The sequence below is a fragment of the Streptomyces sp. NPDC001108 genome (assembly GCF_053598535.1).
Genome location: NZ_JBSFKL010000013.1, coordinates 146,060 through 162,175, shown reverse-complemented (window position 1 = coordinate 162,175; position 16,116 = coordinate 146,060). Strand labels below are relative to the sequence as shown.

The following is a 16,116-nucleotide window of genomic DNA, read 5'->3' as shown; positions in this document are numbered from 1 at the left end:
GCCCCCCCCGCTCAGCCGTGGGAGAACCCGCCCCCGAGCCACCCACCGCGTACGGCAGCATGGACACATGTCCGTACTGACGCGCGACGAAGCGCAGACCCGAGCCCAGTTCCTCGACGTGCACCACTACACGATCGACCTCGACCTGACCACGGGGGAGGAGACCTTCGACTCCCGCACCGTCATCCAGTTCACCGCGGCCACCACCGGCGACACCTTCGTCGAACTCAAGCCCGCCACCCTGCGCTCGATCAGCCTCGACGGACACCCCCTCGACCCCGCCGACCTCGTCGAGAACCGCTTCCCCCTCACCCACCTCACCCCCGGCACCCACGAACTGCGCATCGACGCCGCCATGCGCTACTCCCGCACCGGCGAAGGCATGCACCGCTTCACCGACCCGGCCGACGGCGAGACCTACGCCTACACCCAACTCTTCATGGACGACGTCCAGCGCGTCTTCGCCGCCTTCGACCAGCCCGACCTCAAATCCGTCTTCACCCTCGCCGTCACCGCCCCCGAAGGCTGGACCGTCCTCGGCAACGGCATCGCCGACCACCGCGGCCAGGGCCGCTGGGAACTCGCCACCACCCCCCTCATCTCCACCTACCTCGTCGCCGTAGCCGCCGGCCCCTGGCACTCCGTCACCACCGAACACGCCGGCCTCCCCTTCGGCATCCACTGCCGCCGCTCCCTCGCCCCCCACCTCGACACCGACGCCGACGAAATCCTCGACATCACCCGGGCCTGCTTCGACCGCTTCCACGAGAAATTCGACGAGCCCTACCCCTTCGACTCCTACGACCAGGCATTCGTCCCCGAATTCAACGCCGGCGCCATGGAGAACCCCGGCCTCGTCACCTTCCGCGACGAATTCATCTACCGCTCCGCCGTCACCGACACCGAACGCCAGACCCGCGGCATGGTCATCGCCCACGAGATGGCCCACATGTGGTTCGGCGACCTCGTCACCCTCGCCTGGTGGGACGACATCTGGCTCAACGAGTCCTTCGCCGAATACATGGGCTACCAGACCCTCGCCGAAGCCACCCGCTTCACCGACACCTGGGTCGACTTCGGCGTCATCCGCAAGGGCTGGGGATACGACGCCGACCAGCGCCCCTCCACCCACCCCGTCGCCCCCGACCCCGACGCCGTCCCCGACACCGCCTCCGCACTCCTCAACTTCGACGGCATCTCCTACGCCAAGGGCGCCTCCGCCCTGCGCCAACTCGTCGCCTGGCTCGGCGAAAAGGACTTCCTCGCCGGCATCAACACCCATTTCGCCCGCCACAAGTTCGCCAACGCCACCCTCGCCGACTTCGTCGACAACCTCGCCTCCGCCACCGACCGCGACGTCCACGCCTGGGCCGACGCCTGGCTCCGCACCACCGGCGCCGACACCCTCACCTCACACGTCCAGGAGACCGACGGCACCTGGACCCTCACCGTCGACCGCGACGGCACCCGCCCCCACCGCATCGCCGTCGGCGCCTACGACCGCACCCCCGACCCCCACACCGGCGAAGACACACTCACCCTGCGCGAACGCTTCGAAATCGACGTCCCGCACACCGGTACCCCCGACCCCCGCCCCGGCCACCGCCCCACCCTCCTCGTCCTCAACGACGGCGACCTCACCTACGCCAAGATCCGCCTCGACCCCCACTCCTGGGACACCGCCCTCACCCACCTCTCCGACATCCCCGACGCCCTCACCCGCGCCGTCATCTGGAACGCCGCCCGCGACATGGTCCGCGACGGAGAACTCGCCCCCACCGCCTACCTCGAAGCCGCCCGCACCCACCTCCCGCACGAGACCGACCTCGCCCTCGCCCAAGGCGTCCTCGCCTTCGCCGGCCTCCACATCATCCGCCAATACCTCACCCCCGAACAGCACCCCACCGGCCTCGCCACCCTCACCGACCTCTGCCGCGACCTCATCCGCCGCACCGAGGACGGACACAACCCCGGCCTCCGCCTCGTCGCCGTACGCCACCTCATCGACGCCGCCACCCAGCCCGACACCATCCAGGACTGGCTCACCAACGGCACCGTCCCCGGCGGACCCGAACTCGACCCCGAACTCCGCTGGCGCATCCTCACCCGCCTCGCCGTCCTCGGCGCCACCGACGAAGCCACCATCGCCGCCGAACTCGAACAGGACCCCAGCGCCCCCGGACAGGAAGGCGCCGCCCGCTGCCGCGCCGCCCTCCCCACCCCCGAGGCCAAGGAAGCCGCCTGGCAAGCCCTCTTCCACGACGACACCCTCTCCAACTACCTGTTCGCCGCCACCGCCCAAGGCTTCTGGCAACCCGAACAGACCGACCTCGTACGCCCCTACATCACCCGCTTCTACCCCGACGCCACCGCACTCGCCACCCGCCGCGGCAACGCCATCGCCGAAGCCGCCGGAACCCACGCCTTCCCCGTCCCCCTCGTCGAAACCGACCACCTCCACCTCGGCCAACAGACCCTGAACAACAACGACCTCACCCCCGCCCTCCGCCGCAAACTCACCGACCGCATCGACGACCTGCGCCGCGCCCTCGCCGTACGCGAAGCACACTGACCCACCCCGCACCACCCGTGCCCGGCGCCCCCACCACAAGGCGCCGGGCACAGCCATATCCCCTCCGCCCCAATAGCACCAAAACCACCCCCACACCCCCCAAACCCACCACCATCACCCTTTCGAGTTCAGAAACCCCGGCTCCACCCCCACACACCCACGAAACCCGGGCAAGCTGACACGTCGTCCCATGCCCCCACACCCCAAGGACCCCCACACCCATGCCCACCCCACCCCCCCTCGCCGGAACAACCACCGGACCCACAGCACTGCGCCCCCTCCTCGACACCGTCCTCACCGCCCTCCACGACGGAGCCCGCCGCCGCGACGGCCCCCTCCCCACCGGCGGCCCCCACACCGTCACCACCCACACCCGCACCGCCACCCACCCCCTCCTCCCCGAACACGGCACCGGCCCCCACCACGCCCTCCGCACCCTCGTCACCGCCCTCACCGAAGGCGCCGCCGACCCCGCCGAACCCCTCTGCACCGCCCACCTCCACACCCCACCCCTCGCCCTCGCCACCGCCGCCGACCTCGCCGCCTCCGCCCTCAACCCCTCCATGGACTCCTGGGACCAGGCCCCCGCCGCCTCCACCCTCGAAGCCGACACCACCACCACCCTCGCCACCGAGATCTACCCCCACCAACCCCACCCCGACGCCCTCATCACCACCGGCGGCACCGAAGCCAACCAACTCGCCCTCCTCCTCGCCCGCGAACGCAACGGCCCCATCCACACCATCTGCGCCGCCAACGCCCACCACAGCATCACCCGCGCCGCCTGGATCCTCGGCCTCCCCACCCCCACCGTCCTCCCCGCCCCCAACGGCGTCATGGACCTCCCCGCACTCGACAAAGCCCTCACCACCCTCCAACCACCCCTCCTCGTCACCGCCACCGCCGGCACCACCGACACCGGCCACATCGACCCCCTCCCCGACATCGCCGACCTCTGCGCCGCCCACGGCGCCGAACTCCACATCGACGCCGCCTACGGCGGCCCCCTCCTCTTCAGCCCCACCCACCGACACAAACTCCACGGCCTCGACCGCGCCCACAGCGTCACCCTCGACCTCCACAAACTCGGCTGGCAACCCGCCCCCGCCGGCATCCTCGCCGTCCCCCACCACCACCACCTCCACCCCCTCCACCACCAAGCGCCCTACCTCAACGCCCACGACGACACCGAAGCCGGCCTCCCCGACCTCCTCGGCCGCTCCCTCCGCACCACCCGCCGCCCCGACGCCCTCAAGATCGCCGTCACCCTCCAGGCCCTCGGCCGCACCGGACTCGCCGACCTCATCGACCGCACCCTCGCCACCGCCCACCACCTCGCCGACCTCATTACCCAAACCCCCGGCCTCGACCTCTACGACCGCCCCACCATCAGCACCGTCCTCTTCCGCCCCACCGGCGCCGACGACCACACCGTCGCCACCATCCGCCGCACCCTCCTCGACCGCGGCCACGCCGTCCTCGGCCGCGCCCACGCCGACCACCACCTCTGGCTCAAAGCCACCCTCCTCAACCCCCACACCACCCCCGACCACCTCCGCACCCTCCTCGACCTGGTGCACCGACTCGCCCACGAAAACCCGGAAGGCAACACCCCCCGATGACCGACCACCCCACCCCCGACACCGACCAGCCACACGACCTCGTCGGCATCGGCATCGGCCCCTTCAACCTCTCCCTCGCCGCCCTCGCCCACGGCGTACCCGACCACCCCCTCGACACCGCCTTCTACGAACAACGCCCCGCCTTCCACTGGCACCCCGGCCTCCTCATCGACGGCGCCAGCCTCCAAGTCCCCTTCCTCGCCGACCTCGTCACCCTCGCCGACCCCACCAGCCCCTGGACCTTCCTCAACTACCTCCGCACCCGCGACCGCCTCTTCCCCTTCTACTTCGCCGAACGCTTCCACATCCAACGCGCCGAATACGACGCCTACTGCCGCTGGGTCACCGGCCAACTCCCCGGCCTCCACTTCAGCCACCAGGTCGACGCCGTCCGCTGGAACCACCACCGCAACCTCTTCGAGATCGACTTCACCCAACTCGACCACGACGGCGAAGCCCAAGCCCTCGGCCGCACCCACGCCCGCCACATCGCCCTCGGCGTCGGCACCGAACCCCACATCCCCCCACCCCTCCAACCCCTCATCGAAGCCGACGACATCCCCGTCATCCACTCCGCCGACTACCTCCACCACCGACAAGAACTCCTCGACGCCCACCACATCACCGTCATCGGCTCCGGCCAATCCGGCGCCGAAATCTTCCTCGACCTCCTCCGCGCCCGCCCCACCGGCCGCGAAAACCTCCACTGGCTCGCCCGCACCCAGGCCTTCGCCCCCATGGAGTACTCCAAACTCGGCCTCGAACACTTCACCCCCGACTACAGCCGCTACTTCCACGCCCTCCCCGAAACCGTCCGCGACGAACTCGTCCCCCACCAATGGCAACTCCACAAAGGCATCGACGCCGACACCATCGCCGCCATCCACGACGAGCTCTACCGCCGCACCCTCCACGGCGGCTGGCCCGACACCACCCTCACCCCCGGCGTCCACGTCCGCACCGCCACCCGCATCGCCCACACCCGCATCGAACTCCACCTCGAACACACCCAACAGAACACCCACACCCGACTCACCACCGACGCCGTCATCCTCGCCACCGGCTACCGCGAACGCTCCCTCGACCGCATCCTCGGCTCCCTCGACCCCCACCTGAACCGCGACACCTCCGGACGCCCCCGCATCGACGACCGCTTCCGCCTCGACCTCGACCCCACCGTCACCGGCAACATCTACGTCCAGAACGCCGAACGCCACACCCACGGCGTCGGCGCCCCCGACCTCGGACTCGCCGCCTGGCGCAGCGCCACCATCCTCAACGACCTCACCGGCACCACCCCCTACCCCCTCCCCGAACGCACCGCCTTCACCACCTTCGGCCTCACCCCCCAAGACCCCCACACCCCCACCCACAACCCCGACCTCATCCCCCTCGCCCACAACAACTGACCCCCCACGCAGAAGGCGGCCGCCCCCTCCCCAAGGAGAAGACGGCCGCCCACCCGAAACCCCTAGAACACCGGCACACCCTCACGCGTCAGCCGCCAGTCCACCGAAGCGAACTCCGCACTGTCCACCGAACCCTTCGCCTGCACCCAGGCGATGATCGTGTTCCGGATCTCCTCCGAGTTCGCCCACACCTGCTTGGCCCCCGCCACATGCGGGAAATTACCCCCACCACTGGCCCGGTAATTGTTCACCGCCAGCACGAACCGCGCCGCCGGATCCACCGGCTTCCCCTCGAACGCCAGACCCACGATCCGCGAACCACTCGGCTTCGCAATATCGATCTCGTACGTCACACCCGACACCGCGTCATAATTGTAATCCGGAGTATTCCCCGCATTCGTCAGCTTCGACGTATCCACCGGAGCACCCACCGCAGTCTGCACGTAATACCGCGCCGAGAACTCCAGATAATCCCGCAGCTGCGCACCGGTCATCAACCGCGCCTCAAGCGTGTTCTCAAAGGGATACAGCCCCGCCGCATCCTTGATCGTCACATTCCCGGCCGGAATCCGCGCCGTACGCGAGAAACAGGACGCCTGCGAAAGCACCGGCAACGCCGCATACTCACCACCCGCCAACGCCGCCTTCACTGTCTCCGCCTGCACGACATTGATCAGATCGATGATCGGCTCGTCCTTCCAAGCCGCCTCCGCCGTACTCATCGCCGCCGTCGACGTACCGATCACCTGATTGACGTACGCCACCACCTTCTTGTGCTCGTCCGCCAACAACCGGGTGATCTTCGAATCCTCCGCCACCGTATTCGAGTTCAACACCCGCGAACCGGCCCGCTCGACCACCCAGCGACCCTTCTCCCACACCAGATCGAAATCGAAGAGGGTCAACCGCTGCCCCCACTTCAGCGGCTCGGACAACACGACCTTCTTACCGGTCTCCTTGTTCTCCACGAAGTACTCGGGAATCTCCAGATGCGCATGACCCACCAGAATCGCATCGATCCCCGGCACCTGCTCCGCCACCAACGCCGCCGCATTCTCCACATACGGCACCTGATCCCCGTACGACGACGTACCACTCGTACCCGAATGCGCCGAAACGATCACCACATCCGCACCCATCGAACGCAGCCGCGGCACATACTTCGCCGCCTGCTCCTCCAGCCCCGGGAACACCATCTTCCCACCGACATTCGCCTTGTCCCAGATCGCGATCCCCGGATTCGTCAACCCCAGAATCCCGACCCGCACATCCCGCCCCTGCGGCGTCCGCAACTTCTTGATCACATACGGAGCGAACGCCGGCCGCAACGACTTCGCATCCAACGCGTTCGCACCCAGCAGCGGAAAATCACACTGCTCCTCGAACTTCCGCAGCACCGGAATACCGTAATTGAACTCATGGTTCCCGAGCGCCGCCGCGTCGTACCCGATCGCGTTCATCGCCTGCGCCATCGGATGCACCGGACCGCGCTTCGCCGTAATCGGATCGATCTTGGCGTAGTAGTACGACAACTGGGTGCCCTGGATCGTGTCACCCGCGTCGATCATCAACGTGTTCTGGCGGCCCTTCTCCCGGCGGATCTGCTCCACCAACGTCGAGATCTTCGCCAGACCCACATCGTTGTGGTCCTTGTCGTCGAACTCCTTGTCCGTGAAGTAATCCCAGTTGAAAACATTCCCATGCAGATCCGTCGTCCCCATCACGGTGAACGAGTACCGCTTCTGCGGACGCCCGGAACCATGCCCCACACCCGGCCCACCGGCCACGGCCGGCACCGCGGAACCCCCCGCCAGCGCCACCCCCGCACCGGCGACCGCCGAAGTGCCCAGGAACGTCCTACGGTTCAGCGGCATTTCCACTCCCACATCTCAGCTCTCACGCGCTTCACTACCCACGCGTCCCGATCGCGTCCGACACAGCCGGCCCCGACACACGCGGCCGACCGCCGCACAACGCGCGTAGATAATGTCGCAGGAGCCCCACCCCGCAACACCCCTCACGGGTTTCGATCTGATGACCGGCCGCTGTCCGACCCGGATGCCACAGTGGAACCATGACCCAGACACCCCCACCCCACGGCACCCCCGAACACCCCCGCGTCGCCGTCCGCGGCGACGCCCGCCTCGACATCGACCCCGAAACCGCCCGCATCACCATCACCGTCACCGCCCGCGGCAAGGACCGCCGCCACACCCTCGACGACCTCACCCGCCGCAACGACCACGTACTCGAACTCGCCCGGTCCTACGGACAAGCCGTGGAAAAACTCGAAACCGGCGCATTCTCCCTCACCCCCGAACTCACCCCATCCGGCCGGAGCGAAAAAATCCGCGCCCACCACGGCCGCGTCCACATCACCGCCGTCCTCAACGACTTCACCGCACTCGGCGAATTCACCACCCGAATCGCCGACCTCGAAATGACCCGCGTCAACGGCCCCTGGTGGGGACTGCGCCCCGACTCCCCGGCCCACGCCGAAGCCCGCCGCCGCGCCGTCCACGCCGCCGTCCAACGCGCCCGCGAGTACGCCGCGGCCCTCGACGCCCACCTCGTCGCCCTCGTCGAACTCGCCGACCTCGGCGCGGAGAACACCGCACCACCCACACCCGCCGCCCCACGCGGACGCGCCGCCTTCGGAGACGCCCCGGCCGAGCCCGCCCCCGCCCTCGACCTCGAACCCCAGCGCCAGACCGTCTACGCCCAGGTCAATGCCCGCTTCATCATGTCACCGCCAAAACTCTGACGAGATTCCGCGAAAATGCTCATCCGAGCACCCCGGCGCACAATTCAACGCTTGTCAATAACCCTTCACCCAAAGGTCGTTGAGCAGTCACGGCACACCAATCAACTACCCGTAGGTAAGGGCTAGGGTCGAAGCATGCGCCGAGCCAAAATTGTCTGCACCCTGGGCCCCGCCGTCGACACGTACGACCGGATCAAAGCCCTCATCGAAGCGGGAATGGACATCGCCCGCCTCAACCTCAGCCACGGCACCTACGCGGAACACGAAGAGCGATACCACCGCGTACGCAAAGCCTCCGGCGAACTCGGACGCAGCACCGGCATCCTCGCCGACCTCCAGGGACCGAAGATCCGCCTCGGCTCCTTCGGCGAAGGCCCCGTACTCCTCGAACGCGGCGACACCTTCACCATCACCGTCGAACCCGTCGAAGGCGACCGCCACATCTGCGGCACCACCTACGACGGCCTCGCCACCGACGTCACCCCCGGCGAACGCATCCTCGTCGACGACGGCCGCGTCACCCTCGAAGTCACCGACATCGACGGCCCCCGCATCCGCACCACCGTCGTCGAAGGCGGCATGATCTCCGACCACAAGGGCCTCAACCTCCCCGGCGTCGCCGTCTCCGTCCCCGCACTCTCCGAAAAGGACATCGAAGACCTCCGCTGGGCCCTGCGCACCGGCGCCGACATCATCGCCCTCTCCTTCGTGCGCAGCGGACGCGACATCGAGGACGTCCACCGCATCATGGACGAGGAAGGCCGCCGCCTCCCCGTCATCGCCAAGATCGAAAAGCCGCAGGCCGTCGAGAACATCGACGGCATCGTCGCTGCCTTCGACGGCATCATGGTCGCCCGCGGCGACCTCGGCGTCGAAATGCCCCTGGAACAGGTACCGATCGTCCAGAAGCGCGCGATCAAGCTCGCCAAGCGCAACGCCAAGCCGGTCATCGTCGCCACCCAGATGCTCGACTCGATGATCGACAACTCCCGCCCCACCCGCGCCGAGGCATCCGACGTCGCCAACGCGGTCATCGACGGCACCGACGCGGTGATGCTCTCCGGCGAGACCAGCGTCGGCAAGCACCCCGTGGAGACCGTCCGCACCATGTCCCGCATCGTGGAGGCCGCCGAGGAGGACATCCTCGCCAAGGGCCTCCCGCCCCTCACCGACCGCAACAAGCCCCGCACCCAGGGCGGCGCGGTCGCCCGCGCGGCGGCCGAGATGGGCGACTTCCTCGGCGCCAAGTTCCTGGTCGCCTTCACACAGAGCGGCGACACCGTCCGCAGGCTCTCCCGCTACCGCTCGCCCATCCCGCTCCTGGCCTTCACCCCGGACCCGGCCACCCGCGCCCAGCTCAACCTGACCTGGGGCGTCGAGACCTTCCTCGGCCCCGAGGTGGACTCGACGGACGCGATGGTCGCCCAGGTCGACGAGGAACTCCTGAAGATCGGCCGCTGCCGCAAGGGCGACACCGTGGTCATCACGGCCGGCTCCCCGCCGGGCCTCCCGGGCTCCACGAACCTGGTCCGGGTGCACCACATCGGCGAGGACGACAGCCCGAAGTAGGGACGGTCCTCAGTGCTTCGGCCCGACATGGGCGTCCATCAACGCGACGGACGCCCGTCGGGCGACGGAGATGTTGAACGGGTCGCTGCCGCGCGCGAGGGTCGTCCACTCGACATGAACTTTGTCGAGGGTGTCACAGAGAAGCTTGCGGATGTCGTCGGACTTGTTGGCGAAGAAGTAGCGCGGATACTCGTAGCGTTTCAGCTCCCCGCCGACAAGTCGCGTGGTCCAGTTGGTGATGCGACACCCGTCGGAGTGGACGAGGCCACGGATGAACTTCCAGGGGTGCGCGTCCACGATTTCCTGTTGCCAGGGTACGAGGACGATCCGCCGCTGGTGTTTCTTGCCCGGCCCATGCTGGGGGAAGAGGCATCGGAGATACTTCGAGTACATCTTCACCTCATGGCACCCTTTCCTGCGGACTCTGGATACGGAGTTCTGAGGGAAGACGGCACGCATGGCGTTCTCGCACAGTTCCATCAGACCGGGCCAGGAATCTGTACAGGTGATGGAAAGGCTGGGCACCCGCATCGCCCGGTTCTGGACGATGTGTCCGTCGCCGAGGTAGAGGCCCAGGAGGTAGGCGTACGCCGCCTGATCCAGCTCTCCTTCGCACCGGGGGCAGAACGGGCGATGGGCTCCTGGGCACTCGCCGCGCTTGGCGCGGTCCATGTGCTTCCAATAGCTGATCGTGCCTGCGGGGACGTTCAGCCTCCGTGCCACGTCCGCATTCCTTGCGCCGTCACGGAGGAGAGTGAGCGCTCGCTGCCGCAACTCGGGGCCGTGAAAGTTCATGGGAACACGATGAGTGACCGCGTGCCACCGCGGGTAGCAGAAAGCGGATGTTCACGAGAACGTGAACATCCGCTTCGAGGTGTGCCGGGTGCGGGAGTCGAACCCGCACGTCCTTTCGGACAGATGTGTTTGAGACATCAGCGTCTGCCATTCCGCCAACCCGGCTGGCCAACCCGGTCGGAGTCTACCGGGTCTCCGCAGCTTCCCGCAGCTAGGTAGGCTTCGGGAGCAGCAGCATCTGTCCGGCCCGTAACGAGGAGCTTCCGTGACCGCCCCCGAGTCGCCCCAGCCCGTCGCCGACGACGATCAGTCGCACGTTCCGCCGACGACGACCCGCGTCGTCATCGCCGAGGACGAGGCGCTGATCCGGCTCGACCTCAAGGAGATGCTGGAGGAAGAGGGGTACACGGTCGTCGGTGAGGCCGGGGACGGGCAGCAGGCCGTCGAGCTGGCCCGGGAGCATCGGCCGGATCTGGTGATCCTCGATGTGAAGATGCCGGTGCTCGACGGGATCTCCGCCGCCGAGAAGATCGCCGAGGAGTCGATCGCGCCGGTCCTGATGCTGACCGCGTTCTCGCAGCGGGATCTGGTGGAGCGGGCCCGGGATGCCGGGGCGATGGCGTATCTGGTGAAGCCGTTCAGCAAGAGCGATGTGGTGCCGGCCATCGAGATGGCGGTGTCGCGGTTCGCGGAGCTGAAGGCGCTGGAGAGCGAGGTCGCGGATCTGGCGCAGCGGCTGGAGACGCGGAAGCTGGTGGATCGGGCGAAGAGCATTCTGCAGACGGATTACGGGTTGTCGGAGCCGGCGGCGTTCCGGTGGATCCAGAAGACGTCGATGGATCGTCGGCTGTCGATGCAGCAGCTTGCCGAGGCGTTGATCGCGGATGCCGAGGAGAAGAAGAAGGCGGCCGAGTAGGTCGTTCGCGCGTGGTACGGAGAAGGCCCGCGTCCCGGTTGTCCGGGGCGCGGGCCTTCTCTGTTGGTGTCAGTCTTCGCCGAGGTAGGCCTTGCGGACGGATTCGTCGTGGAGGAGGTCGGCTCCGGTGCCGGAGAGGACGATCTTTCCGACTTCCATGACGTGGCCCTGGTCGGCGAGGGAGAGCGCGGCTTGGGCGTTCTGTTCGACGAGCAGGATGGTGGTGCCCTGGGCCTTGAGTTCGACGATGGTCTCCATGATCTTCTGCATCATGATCGGGGAGAGGCCCATGGAGGGTTCGTCGAGCATCAGGAGTTTGGGCTGGCACATGAGGGCGCGGCCCATGGCGAGCATTTGCTGTTCGCCGCCGGAGAGGGTGCCGGCGGCTTGTTTGCGGCGTTCTCCGAGGATGGGGAAGAGGTCGTAGGCGCGCTGGATGTCTTTTTCGATGCCTGCTTTGTCGTTGCGGAGGTAGGCGCCGAGTTGGAGGTTTTCGGTGATGGTGAGGCGGGGGAAGATGTGGCGGCCCTCGGGGGAGTGGGCCAGGCCGAGGGCGACGACCTTGTGGGCGGGGACGTCGTTGAGGGGTTTGCCGTCGAAGGTGATGCGGCCGCCGGCTGGTTTGAGGAGGCCGGAGAGGGTGCGCAGGGTGGTGGTCTTGCCGGCGCCGTTGGTGCCGATGAGGGTGACGATCTGGCCGGCTTCGACGGTGAAGGAGATGCCCTTGACGGCTTCGATCTTGCCGTAGGCGACGCGGAGGTCCTCGACCTCGAGCAGTGCGGTCATCGGGTGTCCTCCTCCTCTGTGCTGGTGCTGGTGGTGGTTTTGGCGGTGCCCTTGGCGTCGGCTTCGGCGTGGGCTTCGGCGGCCTGGACCTCGGCGGCTTCTTCGGCGCCGGGGGCGCCTTCGAAGGGGGTGCCGAGGTAGGCGGCGACGACGCGTTCGTCGCTCTGGACGACGTCGGCGGTGCCTTCGACGAGTTTTTCGCCCTGGACGAGTACGGCGACGCGGTCGCAGAGGTTGAAGATGAACCGCATGTCGTGCTCGATGACGAGTACGGCGATGCCCTTGTCCCGGATGGCGAAGATGAGCTCTTCGGTGACGCGGGTCTCCTGCGGGTTCATGCCTGCGGTGGGCTCGTCGAGGAGGAGGAGTCCGGGGTCGCTGGCGAGGGCGCGGGCGATCTCCAGTTTGCGCTGGTCTCCGTAGGGGAGGTTGCGCGCGAGGTGGTCGGCCTTGTCCTGGAGGCCGATGAACTCCAGGAGTTCCATGGCGTGTTCGCGGCTGGCCTGTTCGGCGCGGGTGAAGCCGGGGAGGCGGAGGAGGGCGGACCAGAGGCCTTCCTTGGTCCTGGTGTGGCGTCCGACGAGGACGTTTTCCAGGACGGTCATGTTGGCGAAGAGCCGGATGTTCTGGAAGGTGCGGGCGATGCCTGCCTGGGTGACGAGGTGGGGTTTGGGCGGCAGGACGGTGCCTTTGTAGCTGACCTTGCCCTCGGTGGGGACGTAGAGGCCGGTGAGGCAGTTGAAGAAGGTGGTCTTGCCGGCGCCGTTGGGGCCGATGAGGCCGACGATCTCGCCCGTGTTGACGGTGAAGTCGACGTTGCGTACGGCGGTGAGGCCGCCGAAGCGCATGGTGACGCCGTTGGCTTCGAGGACGGGTGTGGTGGTGGTCATGGTGGTCACGCCCCCGCCTTGGTGATGCCGGCGCCGGTTTCTTCGGACTGCCGTGGTTCGGGTACGTCGGGCTCGTCGTTCTCGTGGAATTCGAGTTGCTTGCGGCGGTCGGCGACCAGTCCTTCGGGGCGCAGTCGCATCAGGAGGATGAGTGCGATGCCGAAGAGGAAGAGTTGGTAGTCCTGCATGAACTGGAGCTTGGCCGGGATGAGGTAGAGGAGTGCGGCGCCGACGAGGGGTCCGCTGAGGGTGCCCATGCCGCCGAGGATGACGGCGGCGAGGAGGAAGGCGGAGTTCGGGGGTACGGAGCCGGCGAACTGGTACTGCTCGGGTGTGACGGTGTAGTTGACGTGGGCCTGGACGGTTCCGGCGAGTCCGGCGAGGGTGGCGCCGAGGGCGAAGGCGAGCAGCTTGAGCCGGAAGGCGTTGATGCCCATGGCGGTGGCGGCGGTTTCGTCTTCGCGGATGGCGACCCAGGCGCGGCCGATGCGGGATTCTCCGGAGCGGCGGAAGACGAGGACGACGACGGCGGTGAAGACGAGCATCAGCAGGTAGTAGTTGGCGGACCTGCCGAGGTCGAAGCCGAGGATGTTGTGCTTGAGGCCGAAGTCGAAGCCGAAGAAGTTGAGGTCGGGGATGCTGGGGATGCCTTGGGAGCCGTTGGTGAGGTCGGGTCCGCTGTTGCCGTTGAGGTTGTTGACGGTGAGGCGGAAGATCTCTCCGAAGCCGAGGGTGACGATGGCGAGGTAGTCGCCGCGTAGTCGGAGGGTGGGTGCGCCGATGAGTACGCCGAAGATGAGTGAGGCTCCGGCGCCGGTGAGGACTGCGGCCCAGAAGGGGAATTCGACGCCGATGGCCGACATGGTGGAGCCGGAGACCAGGGCGGCGGCGTAGGCGCCGACGCCGAGGAAGGCGACGTATCCGAGGTCGAGGAGGCCGGCGAGGCCGACGACGACGTTGAGGCCGAGTGCGACGGTGCCGAAGATGAGGATGTTGGCGCCGATGAGCGCGTATTCCTCTTTCTGCTGGGTGAAGGGGAAGCAGACGGCGGCGACGAGGGCTGCGGCGAGGGTGATGTTGCGGTGCTTCGCGGTCAGCGCGGTGATGCGGGAGACGAGTCCGGCGCGGTGGAGTGCGGTGAAGGCGAAGGCGACGGTGATGAGGAAGCCGATGAAGAGTTCGGTGTAGTCGGTGTCGATGCCGTAGGCGAAGACGTAGAGGCCGATGCCGAACGCGGCGACGATGATGAGGATTTCGGCCCAGGAGGGGAGGGCTTTGGCCCGGGGGGCCTGGGGGGCGCGGAGGCTGTCGCGGAAGCGTTGCCAGGGGCCCGTTCCGTCGGTGTCGGCCGGCTGGTCGCCGGGGAGGCCGAGGGCGGCGAGGACGGCGATCAGTGAGCCGATGCCGCTGACCCAGGCGCCGGGCTCCAGGTTGACGACCCCGCCGAGGTCGTAGGAGATGGCGCCGAGCGCGTAGCCGGTGGTGCCGAGGGTGCCGAGGGCGAGGAGGCGTACGGGGCTGTTGGTGCCGCCGGGGGTGAGCCAGTTCAGGCCGCGGATGCCGTATCCGGAGAGTGTGAGGAGCAGGGTGAGTGCGGCGCTGATGAGGGTGAGGACCTGGAGGCCGCCGGGGTAGCCGGTGACGGTGAGGTCGCCGGGGAATTCGCTGGTCCAGGTCCAGGCGAGGAAGGTGCCGGCGAGCGCGGCGGCGGCGCCGACGATGGTGCCGACGCGGGCCACCGGGGTGGGGAGCGGCAGGAAGGAGGCGGGTGCGGTGGTGAGGTTCGTGGTCATCCGTATCACGCCCGATCCGCGACGCGTTCGCCGAGCAGGCCCTGGGGGCGCAGCAGCAGGACGATGATGAGGAGGACGAAGGCCCATACGTCCTTCCAGGCGCCGCCGCCGAAGAGTTCCATGCCGGGGACGTTGCTCATGTAGCCGGTGGCGAGGGATTCGGCGATGCCGAGGACGACTCCGCCGAGCATGGCGCCGTAGATGTTGCCGATGCCGCCGAGCACGGCCGCGGTGAATGCCTTGAGGCCCATGATGAAGCCCATTTTGAAGCCGATCTGGCCGTTCTTGAGTCCGTAGGCGACGGCGGCGACGGCGGCGAACGCGGCACCGATGGCGAAGGCCATGACGATGATGCGGTCGGTGTTGATGCCCATGAGCTTGGCGGTGTCGGGGTCCTGGCTGGTGGCCTGCATGCCGCGGCCGGCGCGGGTCTTGGAGACGAAGAGGCCGAGGGCGATCATGCAGATCGGGGCGGTGATGAGGACGAAGAGGTCACCGCGCTGGATGTGGGCGCCGAAGATGTCGAACGCGTCGCCCTTGAACTGGGGGAAGGAGCGGTCCTTCTTGGCGTCCGGGTACCACTTCCAGATGGCCTGCTGGAGGGCGAGGGAGAGTCCGATCGCGGTGATCAGGGGGGCGAGTCGGGGGGCGTTGCGCAGGGGCCGGTAGGCGAAGCGCTCGGCGGCGGTGCTGATGGCGACGGAGCATATGACGCCGCCGATGATCATGAGGGGGATGATTGCGAGGAGGGAGACGCCGGCCGGCATCCAGAGGTACACGGTGAGAGCTCCGAAGCCTCCGATCATGAAGATCTCGCCGTGGGCGAAGTTGATGAGCTGGATGATTCCGTAGACCATCGTGTAGCCGATCGCGATGAGTCCGTACATCGCGCCGAGGATGAGTCCATTGGCCAGCTGTTGCGGCAGTTCGTGCACCGCAGGGCCTCCGTGGAGTGGTTCGGATATGGCACCGCGCGGGAGGCTGGTAGCGCTCCCGCGCG

The 16,116-nt window shown here is 67.8% G+C and carries 12 protein-coding genes and 1 tRNA gene; 6 read left to right on the top strand and 7 right to left on the bottom strand.

Translation table 11 applies throughout. From position 1 onward, the window contains the following. The first annotated feature begins 67 nt into the window (after positions 1-67). The 3 genes from pepN to ACWC97_RS26310 all read left to right on the top strand — a co-directional run bounded on the left by pepN (position 68) and on the right by ACWC97_RS26310 (position 5,603). Entirely contained in the window at positions 68-2,572 is a 2,505-nt protein-coding gene (gene pepN, locus ACWC97_RS26320; protein WP_450651922.1) for an aminopeptidase N, read from the top strand. A 221-nt stretch (positions 2,573-2,793) separates the two neighbouring features. After that, the gene (locus ACWC97_RS26315) at positions 2,794-4,194 is read left to right on the top strand and encodes a pyridoxal phosphate-dependent decarboxylase family protein (protein WP_450651920.1); all 1,401 of its coding nucleotides are present in this window, start codon (positions 2,794-2,796) and stop codon (positions 4,192-4,194) included. Further along, the gene (locus tag ACWC97_RS26310; RefSeq protein WP_450651918.1) at positions 4,191-5,603 is read left to right on the top strand and encodes a lysine N(6)-hydroxylase/L-ornithine N(5)-oxygenase family protein; all 1,413 of its coding nucleotides are present in this window, start codon (positions 4,191-4,193) and stop codon (positions 5,601-5,603) included. The genes ACWC97_RS26315 and ACWC97_RS26310 overlap by 4 nt, the downstream gene beginning before the upstream one ends. Before the next feature lie 62 nt (positions 5,604-5,665). Here ACWC97_RS26310 and ACWC97_RS26305 read toward each other — a convergent pair whose 3' ends face one another. Then, positions 5,666-7,477, bottom strand: a complete 1,812-nt coding sequence (locus ACWC97_RS26305) for a bifunctional metallophosphatase/5'-nucleotidase (RefSeq protein WP_352274968.1) — start codon at positions 7,475-7,477, stop codon at positions 5,666-5,668. 200 nt (positions 7,478-7,677) lie between these two features. On the opposite strand from ACWC97_RS26305, the gene ACWC97_RS26300 reads away from it, so the two are divergent. Both ACWC97_RS26300 and pyk read left to right on the top strand, forming a co-directional pair. Continuing rightward, positions 7,678-8,367: an SIMPL domain-containing protein gene (locus ACWC97_RS26300; RefSeq protein WP_450651916.1), complete on the top strand. Its 690-nt coding sequence runs from the start codon at positions 7,678-7,680 to the stop codon at positions 8,365-8,367. Positions 8,368-8,502: 135 nt separating this feature from the next. Next, positions 8,503-9,936, top strand: coding sequence for a pyruvate kinase (gene pyk, locus ACWC97_RS26295; protein WP_385211381.1), 1,434 nt, complete (start codon positions 8,503-8,505; stop codon positions 9,934-9,936). Positions 9,937-9,945: 9 nt separating this feature from the next. On the opposite strand, the gene ACWC97_RS26290 is transcribed toward pyk, so the two are convergent. Both ACWC97_RS26290 and ACWC97_RS26285 read right to left on the bottom strand, forming a co-directional pair. After that, the gene (locus ACWC97_RS26290) at positions 9,946-10,731 is read right to left on the bottom strand and encodes a helix-turn-helix domain-containing protein (protein ID WP_450651914.1); all 786 of its coding nucleotides are present in this window, start codon (positions 10,729-10,731) and stop codon (positions 9,946-9,948) included. Between the two features lie 82 nt (positions 10,732-10,813). Continuing rightward, positions 10,814-10,896 (bottom strand) — tRNA-Leu (locus ACWC97_RS26285). Positions 10,897-10,996: 100 nt separating this feature from the next. On the opposite strand from ACWC97_RS26285, the gene ACWC97_RS26280 reads away from it, so the two are divergent. After that, positions 10,997-11,647, top strand: a complete 651-nt coding sequence (locus ACWC97_RS26280; RefSeq protein ID WP_352274972.1) for an ANTAR domain-containing response regulator — start codon at positions 10,997-10,999, stop codon at positions 11,645-11,647. A gap of 69 nt (positions 11,648-11,716) precedes the next feature. Here ACWC97_RS26280 and ACWC97_RS26275 read toward each other — a convergent pair whose 3' ends face one another. The 4 genes from ACWC97_RS26275 to ACWC97_RS26260 are packed head-to-tail and all read right to left on the bottom strand — an operon-like array spanning position 11,717 to position 16,051. Then, positions 11,717-12,433 (bottom strand): ABC transporter ATP-binding protein, encoded by a 717-nt coding sequence (locus ACWC97_RS26275; RefSeq protein WP_352274973.1) that lies wholly within the window; start codon positions 12,431-12,433, stop codon positions 11,717-11,719. Beyond that, positions 12,430-13,323 carry an ABC transporter ATP-binding protein gene (locus ACWC97_RS26270; RefSeq protein WP_450651952.1) on the bottom strand — a complete coding sequence of 298 codons (894 nt, stop codon included), beginning with the start codon at positions 13,321-13,323 and terminating at the stop codon, positions 12,430-12,432. The genes ACWC97_RS26275 and ACWC97_RS26270 overlap by 4 nt, the downstream gene beginning before the upstream one ends. A gap of 5 nt (positions 13,324-13,328) precedes the next feature. Next, the gene (locus ACWC97_RS26265) at positions 13,329-15,116 is read right to left on the bottom strand and encodes a branched-chain amino acid ABC transporter permease (RefSeq protein ID WP_450651911.1); all 1,788 of its coding nucleotides are present in this window, start codon (positions 15,114-15,116) and stop codon (positions 13,329-13,331) included. A 5-nt stretch (positions 15,117-15,121) separates the two neighbouring features. After that, a complete protein-coding gene (locus ACWC97_RS26260) occupies positions 15,122-16,051 on the bottom strand; it encodes a branched-chain amino acid ABC transporter permease (protein WP_352274976.1) in 930 nt (309 codons plus the stop codon). Between the last annotated feature and the right edge of the window lie 65 nt (positions 16,052-16,116).

Coding starts and splice junctions, on each gene's coding strand:
- pepN (WP_450651922.1), top strand. CDS start 68: ATGTCCGTACTGACGCGCGACGAAGCGCAGACCCGAGCCCAGTTCCTC.
- ACWC97_RS26315 (WP_450651920.1), top strand. CDS start 2,794: ATGCCCACCCCACCCCCCCTCGCCGGAACAACCACCGGACCCACAGCA.
- ACWC97_RS26310 (WP_450651918.1), top strand. CDS start 4,191: ATGACCGACCACCCCACCCCCGACACCGACCAGCCACACGACCTCGTC.
- ACWC97_RS26305 (WP_352274968.1), bottom strand. CDS start 7,477: ATGCCGCTGAACCGTAGGACGTTCCTGGGCACTTCGGCGGTCGCCGGT.
- ACWC97_RS26300 (WP_450651916.1), top strand. CDS start 7,678: ATGACCCAGACACCCCCACCCCACGGCACCCCCGAACACCCCCGCGTC.
- pyk (WP_385211381.1), top strand. CDS start 8,503: ATGCGCCGAGCCAAAATTGTCTGCACCCTGGGCCCCGCCGTCGACACG.
- ACWC97_RS26290 (WP_450651914.1), bottom strand. CDS start 10,731: ATGAACTTTCACGGCCCCGAGTTGCGGCAGCGAGCGCTCACTCTCCTC.
- ACWC97_RS26275 (WP_352274973.1), bottom strand. CDS start 12,433: ATGACCGCACTGCTCGAGGTCGAGGACCTCCGCGTCGCCTACGGCAAG.
- ACWC97_RS26270 (WP_450651952.1), bottom strand. CDS start 13,323: ATGACCACCACCACACCCGTCCTCGAAGCCAACGGCGTCACCATGCGC.
- ACWC97_RS26265 (WP_450651911.1), bottom strand. CDS start 15,116: ATGACCACGAACCTCACCACCGCACCCGCCTCCTTCCTGCCGCTCCCC.